Origin of the sequence: Devosia indica (assembly GCF_003056405.1) — a bacterium.
Classification (GTDB): Bacteria; Pseudomonadota; Alphaproteobacteria; order Rhizobiales; family Devosiaceae; genus Devosia; species Devosia indica.
The window spans coordinates 13,904-27,558 of the sequence record NZ_PYVZ01000008.1 but is presented as its reverse complement, the minus strand read 5'-3'; the positions used below and the strand labels follow the sequence as shown (position 1 = coordinate 27,558).

Here is a 13,655-nt window from a genome sequence, read left to right as displayed (position 1 = left end):
ATGAGCATGGTACACAACAGTTCCGCCCTTGCGTCCAAGCCCGTGCCTGGATCGGCAATTTCCGCCAACTGGCCCGGCCGCGTGATCGTCTATGGCGCGGTCGCGCTGATCGGGTTGGCTTTGGCGCTGGCGCCGTTCCTGTTTCCCGATGTGCGCAGCCAGGAGGTGGCCGCCCGCATCTGCGTGTTCATCGTGCTGGTGGCCAGCTACGACCTGCTTATCGGCTATACCGGCATCGTATCGTTTGCCCACACCATGTTCTTTGGGCTGGGCGCCTATGGCACGGCCATCGCTCTCAAGACCATGGGGCCGGGTTTGGAGTCCATCCTTGTCGGTGGCGGTATCGGCGTCGTGGCTGCGCTGGTGCTGGCGCTGCTGATCGGTCTGCTTTCGCTGCGGGTGAAGGCGATCTTTTTTGCCATGGTGACGCTTTCGGCCGCATCGGTGATGATGGTGCTGGCCAGCCAGCTTTCGGACTTCACCGGTGGCGAGGACGGTATCACCTATTCCATCCCGCGCCTGTTTTCGCCGGCTGTCGAATTGCTGAGCGATGCCGAAGGCAAGGCGGTGCGCGTGTTCGGTGTGCCTCTCAATGGCAAGATCGCGCTCTATTATTTTGTCTTCATTTCGGCGCTGGTGCTGTTCCTGGCGATGATGCGCATCGTCGCCTCGCCGCTGGGGTCGGTGCTCAAGGCCATTCGCGAGAACGAGTTGCGGGCCGAAGCCATCGGCTATCGCGTGGTGGTCTATCGCACCACCATTTTCTGCATTGCGGCCGGGATCGCGGCCTGCGCCGGGATTCTGCGCGCCGTCTGGCTCAAATATACCGGCCCGGACGTCGTGCTGTCCTTCGACATCATGATCGACATATTGCTCATGGTGGTGATCGGGGGCATGGGAACGATGCTGGGTGCGGTCATCGGCGTCGTGCTGATGACACTGGCGCAATACTACCTGAAGGACCTAATGGCGCTTGGGGCCGAGGCGACGGGCAATCTGCCGCTGGTGCCCGACCTGCTCAATCCGGAGCGCTGGCTGCTCTGGCTCGGCCTGGGCTTTATTCTCCTCGTCTATTTTTTCCCCTCGGGCATAGTGGGCACCCTGCTGGGCAAGGGAGGTCAGAAGTGACGCTTCCTCGCTCCATATATATCGATGCTGCCGGTTTCGAGATGCACGTGACCGAATGGGGCGACCGCGCCAATCCGGTTCTTGTCATGTGGCACGGGCTGGCCCGCACCGGACGCGATTTCGACGAGGCGGCGCGCGCCCTGTCTACGGATTATCTCGTGCTTTGCCCCGACACCCTGGGTCGTGGGCTGTCGGCCTGGGCGCGGCGGGGCGCGGCCGACTATACCTTTGCCACCTATGGCGCGATGACCAGCGCCATGCTTGAGCATTATGAAATCGATCAACTTGGCTGGGTCGGTACCTCAATGGGCGGATTGCTAGGGATCACCCTGGCCGCCGGGCCGTTGCGCGAGAGGATCACCCATCTCGTCATCAACGATGTCGGCCCCGATATCCCATATGACAGCGCCCGGCGTATCGCCGACTATGTCGGCAATCCGCCGGTTTTCGACAGCATTGCCGACTACGAAGCATGGCTGCGGCGCACCTATGCTCCGTTTGGAGAGAACTCGGAAAGCTTCTGGCGGCGGATGGTTGATACCTCAATGCGCCGCACCGACAAGGGGCAGGTCACGGTGCATTACGATCCAGCGATCGTCTCCACCATGGTCGAGAACAAGGCCGATCTGGATGTCTGGAACGCCTATGACGCGGTGACGGCGCATACCCTGCTGATCAGGGGTGCACAATCGGACGTGTTGCCGCCGACCGTTGCCAGCGCCATGCGCATGCGTGGCCCATGTCCTGAACTTGTCACCATCCCTGACTGCGGCCATGCCCCGACCCTTACAGATGAAAAGCAGATCGACCTACTGCGAACGTTTCTAAGGGAATGAGCGGCGCTGCCGCAGCTATTCCGTCCTACGCACATAGCCGGGCTGACCGCTGATAGCCCCAATTCAGACATGACAGAGTGCGAATTGTTGTCCCGATAGCTGCTTTCTCTAAGCCGGAAACAGCAAGTCGAATGCAACGGCGGATGCGCCCATGACGCTGGACATATTGTGATCTGGCGTCTTCATTGCCGTCTTGCTGCAACGAAGCTGCGATTGCCCGACGGCACCTACCCGATCGAGCATCTCTTGGGTATCTAGTTTCCCTTCGGGCCCGATCGAGCATGGATCCCGTGCGCCAGGACTGCTGAGGCATTCCGATCCCCCATATCCGCTGCAAGATGGGTGCAGAAGAACAGAAACTGCTCAAGTGCCAAGAGATCGAGGCCGCGTTCCCTGAAACCGTCAAGGCCGCCGGTGACCAGACGGAATTTCCCGGCTCGCCCAAGGGTATTCGCGATTGGGGGGGGACGCCCCGGAAACTGGCCAGCGAAGACACGTCGGAATCGGTGACCGCCTAGTCCACAAATGGCAGATCGCAATGATGCGAAAACACCCCATGCTTGTCCTTTAGCCAGCATAGGTGCTCCCTGAAAGGAGCGGCCAATACGCGGGGAGAGCGGGCCTCCAAAGCAATGGGCACAATGGCGAAAAAGGGGGGTAGCCAGGCGCGGCGGGACCAAGCTGTCCATATCCCTCTCGGGCTCACCGCTCCTCTAGCGCCAAGCTGGCGCCAAGCCCACAATAGATGGCTCCGACTATTTTGCCTTGCCACTTGAGAACAGCCGGGTTGCGACGCAGGACGCTGCCGAGGCTCCCGGCTGCGACCGAGTACACTATTGTGCTCAAGAACCCGATGGTTGCGAACAGGACGCCAAGGATGGTGAGTTGCGCAGCAACCGAACCATTCTCCGGTCTGACGAACTGAGGCAAGAATGCCAGGAAGAACAGCGCCGTCTTGGGGTTTAGAACCTCGGCCATGATTGACTGGCGGAACGCCTGCCGCGCGGTGATTGGGAGACGCCCTTGCCCAAGATCGACCGGAGCCTTGTCCAGAATGGCCTTGATTCCCAGGTAAACGAGATACGCCGCTCCAAGATATTTCACGATGTTGAACAGTGTCGCTGAAGCGGCAACAATTGCGGAAATTCCAACCACGGCCATGACCGTGTGGAGGATGTCGCCAGCCATGATGCCGGTTCCCGTTGCAATCCCCACCCTGGTGCCCGACGTCGTGGCGCGCGCCACCGTAAGCAGGGTTGCCGGCCCGGGAATGAAGACGAACCCGAGGACCACGAGCGCGTAGGTTGCCAGCACAGTGTGATCGATCATTTTTGGCTATTCTCCGGGCATTCTGGAGGAGTATTCCACTTTCGGCATGTGCAAATAGGAAACGCTCATATGGCAATCGAAGCAAGGCACCGTCTTAAGGTGCCTTGCTTCAGGCAGCGGCAGAAGAAGGCGAGCGGCCAAGCATTTTCAAAAGGTTACCCACGGATGCCAGACCGCTTGCTCTGGCCGCTTTGCTGGAGGCCGACGGGACCCTCAGGGCCCCTTGGCGTGTGAAAGCTCGGCTCATCGGCGAGCGTGGCAAGCATTTGAAGTAACCGATCTGCTATTTTCTCATTGATCGAAAAAGCCCTTGGGAGTCTCGCCATTCAGGAACGGCTCGATCAGGCTCATCAGCAGGTCCGTCTGGGTGATGATCGCGGTATGAGAGGTGGCCGGCAGCACTGCAAGCCGGGACTCGGGCAGGGGCACGCCCATATCGCCCATGACACCACCGCCCAGAAGTTGGAGCAGTTCGACAGAGTGCTCCAGGGTGGTTGTGTCGGCGTCGCCGGTGATCACAAGGACCGGCACGTCGAGCGTGGCCACACCTTCGGTCCAGTCAAAGGTCTCGTGCTCGAGCGCGATCATCCTGTCGATAAAGGCAGCGTATCCCTCGGGATCTGGGGCAAGCGCCTGCCACTGTTCCTCGAATGGGGCGAACAATTCCGGCGTCATCTGCGGCAGTGTTTCCAGATAGGTCGGATGCAGGCCATCATGAGCGTACAAAACTGAAGCTGCGACCAGGTGATCGAGCTTGTCAGGATAGCGAATGGCCAGTTGCAGACCGACGCCCGCGCCCATCGAATAGCCGAACACGTCAGCCTTTTCGAGACCGACCTCGTCCATGAACAGCGCAACGTCGTCGGCCATGTTCTCGTAGGTGATCGGACGGTCGATGTCGTTGGTCCGGCCGTGGCCCTGGAATTCGAGCGCATAGACGGTGTGCTTTTCGGCGAGCAGCGGAATGATTTCACCCATGGTGATGATGTTCATGTGCGCCCCGGGCAGGACGACAATCGGATCCCCCTGGCCTGAGACTTCGTAGTACATCCGCATGCCGTTGACGTCAGCATAGGCGCCTGCGGCTTCGGATTGAGCATAGGCTGGCGCTGCCATGATGAGTGCAGCGGCGAAAGTGGCAATTCGAAACATGGTTCTGTGCCTTCCTTTGAAGGTGATTGCGGGCGTTCGAAACGGAGCGTTTTGCCCCGAATTCTCTGACGCCGTTCTGGTGGAAATGGCGAGGGGCAAAGACCGCGACTAGCCGCGCAGAGCGTAAGTCGCGACGAGATTGCCCTTGCTGGTGGTGGTGCTGGAAACCAGGGAGACGCGCGTGACCGGGTCGTCGGGTGCGAACAGGTGCCGCCGCTTCTCACCGGCCACCACCGGATGCGTGATGAGACTGAGTTCATCGATCATGCCGGCCAGGAACAGCGAGCGCACAATCTCGATGCCGCCCATCACGGCAATTTCCTTGCCCTCGGTCTGCTTGAGGTCGCGCACGAAATTGACGACGTCGCCCTCGATCACCCGCGCATTATTCCAGGGAAGCGGCCCGGTCAGTGTGCGCGATGCGACATGCTTGGGAACGGTGTTGATGAAGTCGGCGAAGCCTCCGTCCGCGGTGGCGCTGGGCCAGTAACCGGCCCACTCCTGGTAGCCCTTGCGGCCAAGGATCACCGTATCGACGCGGGCCATGACCCCGCCAAGCATTTCCCCCAGCTCGTCGTCGAACTGGTCGAACTGCCATTGATCGGGTGCTTCGACGACGCCGTCGACGGAATGAAAGAGGCCTGCTGTTACTTTGCGCATTTGATATGCTCCTTATGGATGCGATCGGGGCCAGTCCCCGCCGGTCTTGGGGACGACGAACCGGGCGAGGCAAATTCGCCAAATTGGCCACAGATTTTTTGAGCGGGTCCTTGGCAGGGAATCCGCCGGCGCCGAGATCGCTGCGATTTCCTTGCGTCGCATGAGTTTTTCTCCCCAGTCGTGGCGCGATTGCACCGGTTTGCCGACCTGCTGTCTGGCCGGTGGCAATCTGAAGAGTGACGATAGTTGGCTCAATTACCTGCGAGGTAGGCAGACTGGCTCACGCCCCGGTGGTGTGTTGTGTCCTGTCCGTCTGCGGACGGTGATCCGTGTCTTGGCATCGCAGACGTTCGGCACCGTCCAATGCATTTCAATAATGAAAAGTGTCTATTGGTAAGCGAGATTGAGCCGCGCCCAGCTCGCATGCATATTGACGCGATGTCGCTGGACAGCTTTCAGCGGCACCAAGGCAGGGACGCAAAATTTGATGGGGTAGCTGTCGGCGGACGACGGCGGATGCCGCAGGAATCGAGGGCCGATGCAGGTCGGGTTGGAGAGCGTGCAATCGTTCGGAGAGGCGTTGGCGGCGGCCCGGCGGCGGCGCCAGTACTCACAACTCCGACTGTCGCAAATCGCTGCCGTGTCGGCCAGGCACCTGAGTTTTCTTGAAACCGGGAGGGCATTTCCCAGTCGAAAAATGGTCCTGCGGTTGTCCGCCGCCCTGGGTCTAGGCGAAGCGGAAGTCTGCGCGCTGTTGCAAGCCGCCGGTTATGCGACGGAGGTGCCGATCCCGGTGGCCCGGTCGCAGGTGCCCGGCATGGTCCCGGTTGACATGGACACCCTCTACGCGATCGAAGACGCGGACGAGTTGGAGAGTGCCATTGCCTTGGCTGCGGCGGCCCTCGGTCGGTTGGGAATATCACAGTTCTTTTTGGGCACCATGTCACTGCGCAGCACGAGCCTTGCCGCGTCGATACGGCATCACGATCTCTCCCATGCGCCGCTGGGATGGATGGCCCACTACAAGGAGCAGGGCTATGGCGCGATCGATCCCCTGCTGGTTGCCACAGCCAGTCAGCACCTGCCGTTCTACTGGTCCGAGGTGTTTTCCCCCCGCCTGATGGCGGACCCCTCCATCAACCGAATGGTTCGAGAGGCGGCAGACTTCGGTATCACAAATGGCTATGTCGCATCCATCCGCCGGTCTGATGGTCGCGTTCACGCGATCTCGTGCATGGCCGACCGACTTAGCCCAAAGGACCCCGCCGCGCGGTCTGCAGCCAGGGCGGTCAGTACGGCATTGCTGCACAAGGCCGACGAAGGCGGCATGCCGGAGCGCCGCCAGATTCTGCGGCTCGATGCAAAGCACGCCTCGATTTTGCAATCCGTCCTGAATGGTCTGGGCGCAGAGGCGACGGCTGCGCGCCACGGATTGTCGGACACCGAGTTGGCTTCGGAAGTTGCCCGGCTCTGTCGGCTATTCGGCACAAGCGACGTTCTGGACGCAGCATTGCGGGCGCGGCGATATGATCTGGTTCAGATCTGACCGGCTCTAGTGGACGTGCTCATTGACGGAGAACTCTCCAGACAAGTTTGACGTCTTCTTCTTGGAGGACCGTCCACGGTGATCGTCATTACCTGCAAGGTAATCGCATTGCCTCCCCGCCCGGCGCCATAAGTCTCCATCATCATCCTCCGGAGACGATCCATGACGATCAGAACTATTCTTGCAATCGAGGCTGTCACCTGCGCCGCAATGGGCATTGGGCTTGTTGCAGCCGCCCATAGCCTCACCGGCTTGCTCGGACTGCCGCAGGACCTGCTATCTGCCGCCGGCTGGCTTCTGCTTCCTATCGCCGTCTTCATGGCAGCGCTGGCCTGGCAGGCACAGCCCTGGCGTGCCGGCGTCTGGGTGATCATCCTGGGCAATCTCGCCTGGGTCATCGCAAGCATTGCCGTGCTGTTCTTGACGACACCAAACGCCCTGGGTGCAGGTTTTCTGGCCGCGCAGGCACTGGTGGTTGCCCTGCTCGCGCTGGCCGAAACCAGGGCCGTACGCAACCGTCCACTGCCGGCCTGAGGATACGCCATGACATCCGAAGTGAACCGTCGTGCCCTGTTGTTGGCCGGGTTGGCATTGCTGGCCGTTCAACCAGCCCTGGCACAGTCCGAACAATCCCCTACTCCTGGAGCGCAATCCATGAAAGTCCGCGATCTTTATCCGCTGATCACGACTCCCAATCTCGGCGCTGTGCGGGACTTCTACCGCGCGCATTTCGACTTTGACGTCGCGTTCGAAGCCAGTTGGTTCCTCTATCTGATCGGACCGGGGGAAGACGGGACGCGGGGGGCAACGCTGGCCTATATGCACCCTGACCATCCCTCGAACCCGCCCGGTCCAGAGACGTTCAACGGCCTGGGCATGATACTGACCGTGGAAGTCAGTGATGCTGCTTCGGTGTTCGAACGCGTCAGCGCCGGCGGCGCCCCGATCGTCCATGCGCTCACTGACGAGGTGTGGGGGCAGCGCCGGTTCATGACCCGCGATCCGGCCGGCGTACTGGTCGATGTTGTCGAGCAGATTGCGCCCAAGGAGGGGTTCTGGGACCAGTATATGGTCGGTATTTCACAGTAGTGTGGTTTCGGGCGCCTGGACCTTGCGGTTTTGGCGCCCGAACGCAGGAGCGCGCAGGTGACATGACACAGTCCGCAGCCAATAGCATAGGCGAGCATTTGCGCTCCTGGCGCGAACGGCATCGCCTCAGCCAACTCCATTGCGCGCTGGAGGCCAATATCTCGCAGCGGCATCTGAGCTTTCTTGAAACAGGGCGCTCACGACCGAGCCGGGACATGGTCATCCACTTGGCCACTCGGCTGAATGTTCCCCTGAGGGACCGCAACGCGGCCCTGCTAGCGGCAGGCTTTGCACCGGCCTATTCCGAGCGAGACCTTGATGATCCGGAAATGGCAGCAGCGCACGCGGCGCTGCGGATGATCTTGAAGGGGCATGAACCTTTTCCAGCCCTCGCGATCGACCGGCACTGGCATTTGATCGAAGCGAACGCGGCCATCGATCCGCTGATGGCTGGCGTACGCCCGGACCTGCTCGTCCCGCCTGTCAATGTATTGCGGCTCAGCCTGCATCCCGCTGGCCTAGCCCCGCGCATCGAAAATCTCAGGGAATGGCGCATGCACCTGCTGCAGCGGCTGGATCGGCAGATTGCCACGACCCGCGACGTTGTCCTTGTCCGGCTGCGGGAAGAATTAGTGACCTATTCAGGGGATCAGACCGACAGCGATGAGAGGACGCATGACAGCCCCGCAAGCGTTGCCGTTCCCTTGCGGCTGCGCACGACGGATGGCACGGTTTCATTCATCTCGACGACAACCGTCTTCGGAACACCCAGGGACGTGATGCTGTCCGAACTGGCTATTGAAGCTTTCTTTCCGGCGGATCCGGAAACGGCAGCTATGCTGGCAAATGCCCGGCCTTAGCCAGCCGATATCCCGCACTGCCGCAACCAAACCGAGGTCAATCAGGCGACAGAGACCAGGTTCGTGGCAAGTCCAACCGGCTCGCTACCTTGCAGGTAATCGACAGCCCCTTCACACGCGTCACTGTGTCTTGGCAGAGATGTTTCTTTTATTCGCACAATAGGTTGTCGGGCCAAGTATGACTTCAATAACGCACTTCGATCCGAACCACTGGCACGGAGAATGGGAGGGTCTAGGTTCTGGATCCGGCGTGTCGCTGATTTTCGTCACAACAGAAGACATCGGCTATGGCCCTGGGATTCATCGACATCCCTATCCAGAGACTTTCGTCGTCCTGTCGGGTCGAGCCATGTTCTTACTCGGCGCTAACGAGTTCGTCGCAGTGGCCGGTGATGTGGTGGTTGTTCCCGCCGGGTCGGCGCACAAATTCGAGAATCTCGGGCCCGAGCGCTTGCAGATGACCAACATACATTCGAGCCCCAATTTCATTACAGAGTGGTTGGAACAATAGTCTGAAGTCACTTCAGGGGCAGCCGGTCATCATAATGGCCAATCAATGTGAGCAGCACATTGAGGGATGCCGAAGGCCGACATCTCTTGGGTGGAGTATGGCGAAGAACCGACTATTGGCGTGCGGTGGTCATTGCTGGTCCAAGGGTCGACCTTGCAGCCTGAACCAATCGAGAATTTCCGCACCGGTCATCATGGCTACGCTGTCATGTCCCAGGATATAGTCGTAGAGCATTTCGAGATATTTGATGCGATGGGGGGCGCCGGTCAGGTACGGGTGAATAGAGATGGCCATGACCCGCGGCTGGTCCACCCCTTCAAGATAGAGCCGATCGAACTGGTCGACGCCGCGTCTGTAAATTTCGTCTGATCGGTGGCCTTGCAGAGCCGTCATCACCACGTCGTTGATTTCCACCGTGTAGGGCACTGAAACGATGGGACCAGAGGTCGTATGCATCGTGACAGGCTGATCGTCCATACACCAATCGCACACATATTCGATCCCTTCTGCCGCCAGCAGGTCGAGTGTTTCCATGGTTTCCGTCAACCCCGGACTCTCCCAGCCGCGGGGCGGGGCGCCAGTCAGCGCCTTGATGGCCGCCATAGTCTGGCGAATGGCCTGTGCCTGATCGTCGACCCGGTGCATGGGGCGCTGTACGAAACCATGGCCGATGAAATCCCAACCAGCGTCATGGGCGGCGCGGCAGGCTGCCTCGTAGACTTCGCAGGCGGACCCGTTGACCGCAAAGCTGGCGCGCAGGCCGCGTTTCTGCAGCACCTCCATGAACCGCCAGAAGCCAACCCGCATGCCATATTCATGCCAGGCCCAGTTTGGAATATCGGGCAGGAGCGGCTGGCCCATCGGGGGCGGCAGAACTGCGCGCGGCATTGGCCCCTCAGGCGACCAGTTTTCCACGTTTACGATGGTCCAGACCACCACACGTTCACCATTGGGCAGGCGCAGCTTTGGCCTGTTCACGATCGGTGAATAGTCCAGGCGCTGCCGGATTATGTTCGGGTCGATGCTCCGGTCGGTCATGTCCAGTCCTGTCATTGAAACTGTTGGAAGCTCGCCGCTATGGCGACACCGGTGCGGCCTTGGCCAAGCAGGAAGGCGAGGAGCAGCCGCGCCTTGGTAGCGGATAAGGTGCTGGCGGGAATCAGCCCGCGGGCAAGCAGATCGCGCTCCGCACCGGCAAAGCCATAGGTCTGCCGAAAAATGCTGCCGCCCGTTGCGCGCGAGGACAGGATTACGGGCATGCAAGCAACGGCCCGGTCCAGAGCGGGCAGCGTTGCGGCAGGCACGTGCCCGGCGCCCATGGCCTCTATGACCATGCCATCATAGTCCCGTTCGAGCGCTGCCTCGATCATCTCGCCGTCGTCACCAAGACAGAGCTTTATGAGGGCGACGCGACCGAGCTTCGGCATCGGGCCAAGAAGCAAAGGACGGCGCGGGTGCAGCCCCATCTTGACCTCGCCCTCCGCCACAACGCCCAGGGGGGTGAGCGATGGGCTGGAAAAGGCCGACGGCAGGGATTTGTGCGATTTCTCCACAAACCGCGCCCCATGGATCTCGTCGTTGAGCACCACGAGTGCACCAAGGCCACGCGCGGAAGGGGACGCTGCTGTGGTGATGGCCGCGAACAGGTTAGCCGGACCGTCCGCGCCCACTGCCTGCGCACCGCGCATGGCCCCCGTCACCACCAAGGGCGCGTCGCCGGTGTGCGCAAGGTCGAGCAGAAAGGCCGTTTCATCGATCGTGTCAGTGCCCTGAACAATAACCACCCCATCGGCACCACGGGCGATGGACTGGTTGGAAAGTTCCGACACGTCCCTAATCTGTTCAAAGCTAAGGGAGGCCCCGGGCACCAAAAACGGGGTCTCGACGGTGATCCGGGCAATCGCCGCCAGGCCTGGAACGGCCCCCACCAAGTCCTCCCCTGACAGCGCTGGGACGATACCGCTTTGGTGGGTAGGAATCATGGTGATGGTTCCACCCAGGACGATGATGTGGACATGGGGAAGAGGGGATGTGGGCATGGACCTGGTCTCGATAATCCGGTGTTCAGGACAGTCCGCCAAGTCGTGCGACCTGGCGGGCCAAAAGCCCATCGGGTTGCGCAAGTTGTTCGAGAACGGAGAAATGATTGCCACCAGTTATGGGCTCGAGGGTTCCGTTCAGCCCGCAACCTTGCCAGGCTGTCAGGTAGTCTCGTGACTGCCGCTGCAGTTCGGGCAGTTCCGCTGTGCCATAGACAACCACAAGATTGCCGGCCCGCCCCGGCAAGTTCTGTTGCGGGCTGAGTTGTCGGACGTCCTCGGGGGTAAGACCCAGCTTGTTGTTGAGGGAACCGAACAGGATCGGTTCCAGATCGAATATGCCGGAAATGGTGAGACCGGCATCGACCTCGGCCATATCCATCGCGCTTGCGGCCAGGTGGCCTCCCGCGGACCATCCGGAAATCACCAGCCGGTCCTTGCCGATACCCAGGTTGGAGGGCATCTGACGGATGAACGATATGGCCGCCCGGATCTCTGCGGCAATTTCTGCCAGGGACGCTGCGGGCGCCAATGTGTATCCCACCAGGGCGACATCCATGCCCGCTACAATCGGCCCTTGGGCCATGCAGCCGAAAACGTCCTTGGAATTGCGCTGCCAGTAACCTCCGTGAATAAACACCAGAATGGGCGCAGAGGGTTTGCCGCAGCGGTAGATGTCGATCAGGTTGCGCTCCCTCGGGCCATAGCGCAGGTCCAGCAGATGGCCGGGTTGCGCCCGAAGCGCAGCAGTCCTTTTCGACCATTCAGCAAGGTATTGCCCGCTCTCGGGCACGGCGCCGCTATTGTCGTAGGCGCTGTCAAGGGCGGCACGATCCATGCCGCGCCAGACCGGAGGGGCAGTTTCCTCCGCCGCTACGAAACTCACGCCGCGACCTTCCCGTGATGGCTGTGCAGTTTGCCGGACAGGGAACGCCTGAGCTCATTGAAGTCCTGGCTTGATACGTCACGCGGTCTAGGCAGGTCCACGGTAATGTCGCTATCGATGCGTCCCGGACCAGCACTCATGACGATAACCCGGTTGGACAGGACGACGGCTTCCTCGATGGAATGGGTGACGAAGAGCACGGTCAGCTTGGTGCGATCCCACAAATCCAGCAGTTCGTCTTGCAACCGCTCTCTCGTCATGGCGTCCAGGGCCCCGAAGGGTTCATCCATCAACACCATCTCGGCTTCGTTGGCCAGGACGCGCGCAATGGCAACCCGCTGCTTCATTCCCCCCGAGAGCTGGTGTGGGTAGACATCGGCGAACTTGCCCAACCCCACCAGATCAATGAAGTGATCTGCCGTTTCCTTGACCTCGCGGCTAGGGCGGCGCCGCGAAGCCGGGCCGAAACCGATATTGTCGCGGACCGTCAGCCACGGAAAGAGGCCGTAGTCCTGAAAGACCATGCCTCGGGTCGGGTCTGGCCCTTCGATCGGCCGGTTCCACATCAGCACGTCCCCGCTGCTGGCGGTTTCAAACCCGGCAACGATGCGCAGCAAGGTCGATTTCCCGCAACCCGAGGCGCCGAGCAGGCAGACAAACTCACCTCGCTTGACGTCGAGATTGGCATCGCGCAGGGCCTCGATCTTGCGGCCCTGTACGTCAAAGGTCTTGCCGACATGGCGCAGCGACAGAATGGTTGGTGTGTCAGACATGGTTGGGGCTCCAGGACAAGAGCTTGCGACCGATCATCAGGATGATGCGATCAGAGATGAAACCGGCGACGCCAATGGCGATCATGCCGCAGATGACGATTTCGGTTCGCGAGAGTTGCCGCGCTTCCATGATGATGGCACCCAGGCCAGTGGGAACGCCGGTCATTTCCCCGATAACGATGATCATCCAGGCAAAGCCGAGCCCGAGGCGGAGGCCGGTAAAGATGGCAGGCAGGGATGCGGGCAAGACGACCTTGGCAAATTGGGCCGAGGGTGTGCATCCCAGCATGCTGGCGGCTTCAAACAGGCGCGGTTCTACAGAGCGCACGCCGAAGACCGTGTTGATCAGGATTGGATAGAACGCCCCCAGAAAGACCAGGAATATTGCCGAGGTAGGACCAATACCGAAGATGATCATGGCGAGCGGCAGCCACGCCGTGACGGGAATGGGCCGCAAGATCTGCAGCATGGGGTCGAGCATCTGGCGCACGACCTCGATGCGGCCGATCAGCAGGCCGAGGGGCAGCGCGGCGAGTACAGCCAGGAAGAAGCCGCCATAGACGCGCGATACCGAGGCAATGACGTGGGTAAGCAGTGTCCCACTGAAGAAGTCATTGCGAATGCCGCCGAATGCGAGGTCGTAGAAGGCAAGCCCCACCTGGGTGGGTGGCGGGATCAGGCTGTAGGCTTTTCCGGCTGTCGCCAAATGCCAGAGAATGAGCAGCAAAAGGGGCAGCAATAGCGCCAGAGCAGGTTGTTTGAGCCGCGCGGCCTCGAAGGCAATCTGCCTTCGAGGAGCGGTTGCGGCTGGCGGTGTCTGGTTCCGGTCGGCCGCGACACTCATGG

At 60.8% G+C, this 13,655-nt stretch carries 16 protein-coding genes; 8 read left to right on the top strand and 8 right to left on the bottom strand.

Annotated features, from left to right (window positions below):
* The 3 genes from DDE76_RS09415 (at position 1) to DDE76_RS09405 (ending at position 2,482) form a co-directional block, all read left to right on the top strand.
* A complete protein-coding gene (locus DDE76_RS09415; RefSeq protein WP_245891866.1) occupies positions 1–1,128 on the top strand; it encodes a branched-chain amino acid ABC transporter permease in 1,128 nt (375 codons plus the stop codon).
* Positions 1,125–1,964, top strand: coding sequence for an alpha/beta fold hydrolase (locus DDE76_RS09410; protein WP_198650877.1), 840 nt, complete (start codon positions 1,125–1,127; stop codon positions 1,962–1,964). Before DDE76_RS09415 ends, DDE76_RS09410 begins: the two co-directional genes overlap by 4 nt.
* Positions 1,965–2,302: 338 nt before the next feature.
* Entirely contained in the window at positions 2,303–2,482 is a 180-nt protein-coding gene (locus tag DDE76_RS09405; RefSeq protein ID WP_104893107.1) for a hypothetical protein, read from the top strand.
* Positions 2,483–2,666: 184 nt separating this feature from the next.
* Here the strand turns inward: DDE76_RS09405 and DDE76_RS09400 are convergent, their stop codons facing one another.
* The 3 genes from DDE76_RS09400 to DDE76_RS09390 form a co-directional block, all read right to left on the bottom strand.
* Positions 2,667–3,293 (bottom strand): LysE family translocator, encoded by a 627-nt coding sequence (locus DDE76_RS09400; RefSeq protein WP_104893108.1) that lies wholly within the window; start codon positions 3,291–3,293, stop codon positions 2,667–2,669.
* A 291-nt stretch (positions 3,294–3,584) separates the two neighbouring features.
* A complete protein-coding gene (locus DDE76_RS09395) occupies positions 3,585–4,445 on the bottom strand; it encodes an alpha/beta fold hydrolase (protein ID WP_104893109.1) in 861 nt (286 codons plus the stop codon).
* Between the two features lie 108 nt (positions 4,446–4,553).
* Positions 4,554–5,105, bottom strand: coding sequence for a dihydrofolate reductase family protein (locus DDE76_RS09390; RefSeq protein ID WP_104893110.1), 552 nt, complete (start codon positions 5,103–5,105; stop codon positions 4,554–4,556).
* 538 nt (positions 5,106–5,643) lie between these two features.
* Between DDE76_RS09390 and DDE76_RS09385 the strand changes: the two genes are divergently transcribed.
* From DDE76_RS09385 to DDE76_RS09365, 5 genes are all read left to right on the top strand, one after another.
* Entirely contained in the window at positions 5,644–6,651 is a 1,008-nt protein-coding gene (locus DDE76_RS09385) for an autoinducer binding domain-containing protein (RefSeq protein WP_108463685.1), read from the top strand.
* Positions 6,652–6,813: 162 nt separating this feature from the next.
* Complete coding sequence (locus tag DDE76_RS09380) at positions 6,814–7,185, top strand: hypothetical protein (protein WP_104893111.1); 372 nt, start codon at positions 6,814–6,816, stop codon at positions 7,183–7,185.
* Positions 7,186–7,194: 9 nt separating this feature from the next.
* A complete protein-coding gene (locus DDE76_RS09375) occupies positions 7,195–7,740 on the top strand; it encodes a VOC family protein (RefSeq protein ID WP_245891865.1) in 546 nt (181 codons plus the stop codon).
* A gap of 62 nt (positions 7,741–7,802) precedes the next feature.
* The gene (locus tag DDE76_RS09370) at positions 7,803–8,600 is read left to right on the top strand and encodes a helix-turn-helix domain-containing protein (RefSeq protein WP_104893113.1); all 798 of its coding nucleotides are present in this window, start codon (positions 7,803–7,805) and stop codon (positions 8,598–8,600) included.
* Positions 8,601–8,850: 250 nt separating this feature from the next.
* Entirely contained in the window at positions 8,851–9,111 is a 261-nt protein-coding gene (locus DDE76_RS09365; RefSeq protein ID WP_245891864.1) for a cupin domain-containing protein, read from the top strand.
* A gap of 129 nt (positions 9,112–9,240) precedes the next feature.
* Here the strand turns inward: DDE76_RS09365 and DDE76_RS09360 are convergent, their stop codons facing one another.
* From DDE76_RS09360 to DDE76_RS09340, 5 genes are read right to left on the bottom strand one after another with little or no spacing between them, the layout of a single operon-like run.
* Positions 9,241–10,149 carry a polysaccharide deacetylase family protein gene (locus DDE76_RS09360; protein WP_104894885.1) on the bottom strand — a complete coding sequence of 303 codons (909 nt, stop codon included), beginning with the start codon at positions 10,147–10,149 and terminating at the stop codon, positions 9,241–9,243.
* Positions 10,150–10,160: 11 nt separating this feature from the next.
* Entirely contained in the window at positions 10,161–11,264 is a 1,104-nt protein-coding gene (locus DDE76_RS09355; protein ID WP_245891863.1) for an asparaginase, read from the bottom strand.
* Positions 11,176–12,036 carry an alpha/beta hydrolase gene (locus DDE76_RS09350; protein ID WP_245891862.1) on the bottom strand — a complete coding sequence of 287 codons (861 nt, stop codon included), beginning with the start codon at positions 12,034–12,036 and terminating at the stop codon, positions 11,176–11,178. The genes DDE76_RS09355 and DDE76_RS09350 overlap by 89 nt, the downstream gene beginning before the upstream one ends.
* The gene (locus DDE76_RS09345; protein WP_104893115.1) at positions 12,033–12,809 is read right to left on the bottom strand and encodes an ABC transporter ATP-binding protein; all 777 of its coding nucleotides are present in this window, start codon (positions 12,807–12,809) and stop codon (positions 12,033–12,035) included. The genes DDE76_RS09350 and DDE76_RS09345 overlap by 4 nt, the downstream gene beginning before the upstream one ends.
* Positions 12,802–13,653: an ABC transporter permease gene (locus DDE76_RS09340; protein ID WP_104893116.1), complete on the bottom strand. Its 852-nt coding sequence runs from the start codon at positions 13,651–13,653 to the stop codon at positions 12,802–12,804. The genes DDE76_RS09345 and DDE76_RS09340 overlap by 8 nt, the downstream gene beginning before the upstream one ends.
* Positions 13,654–13,655: the final 2 nt, after the last annotated feature.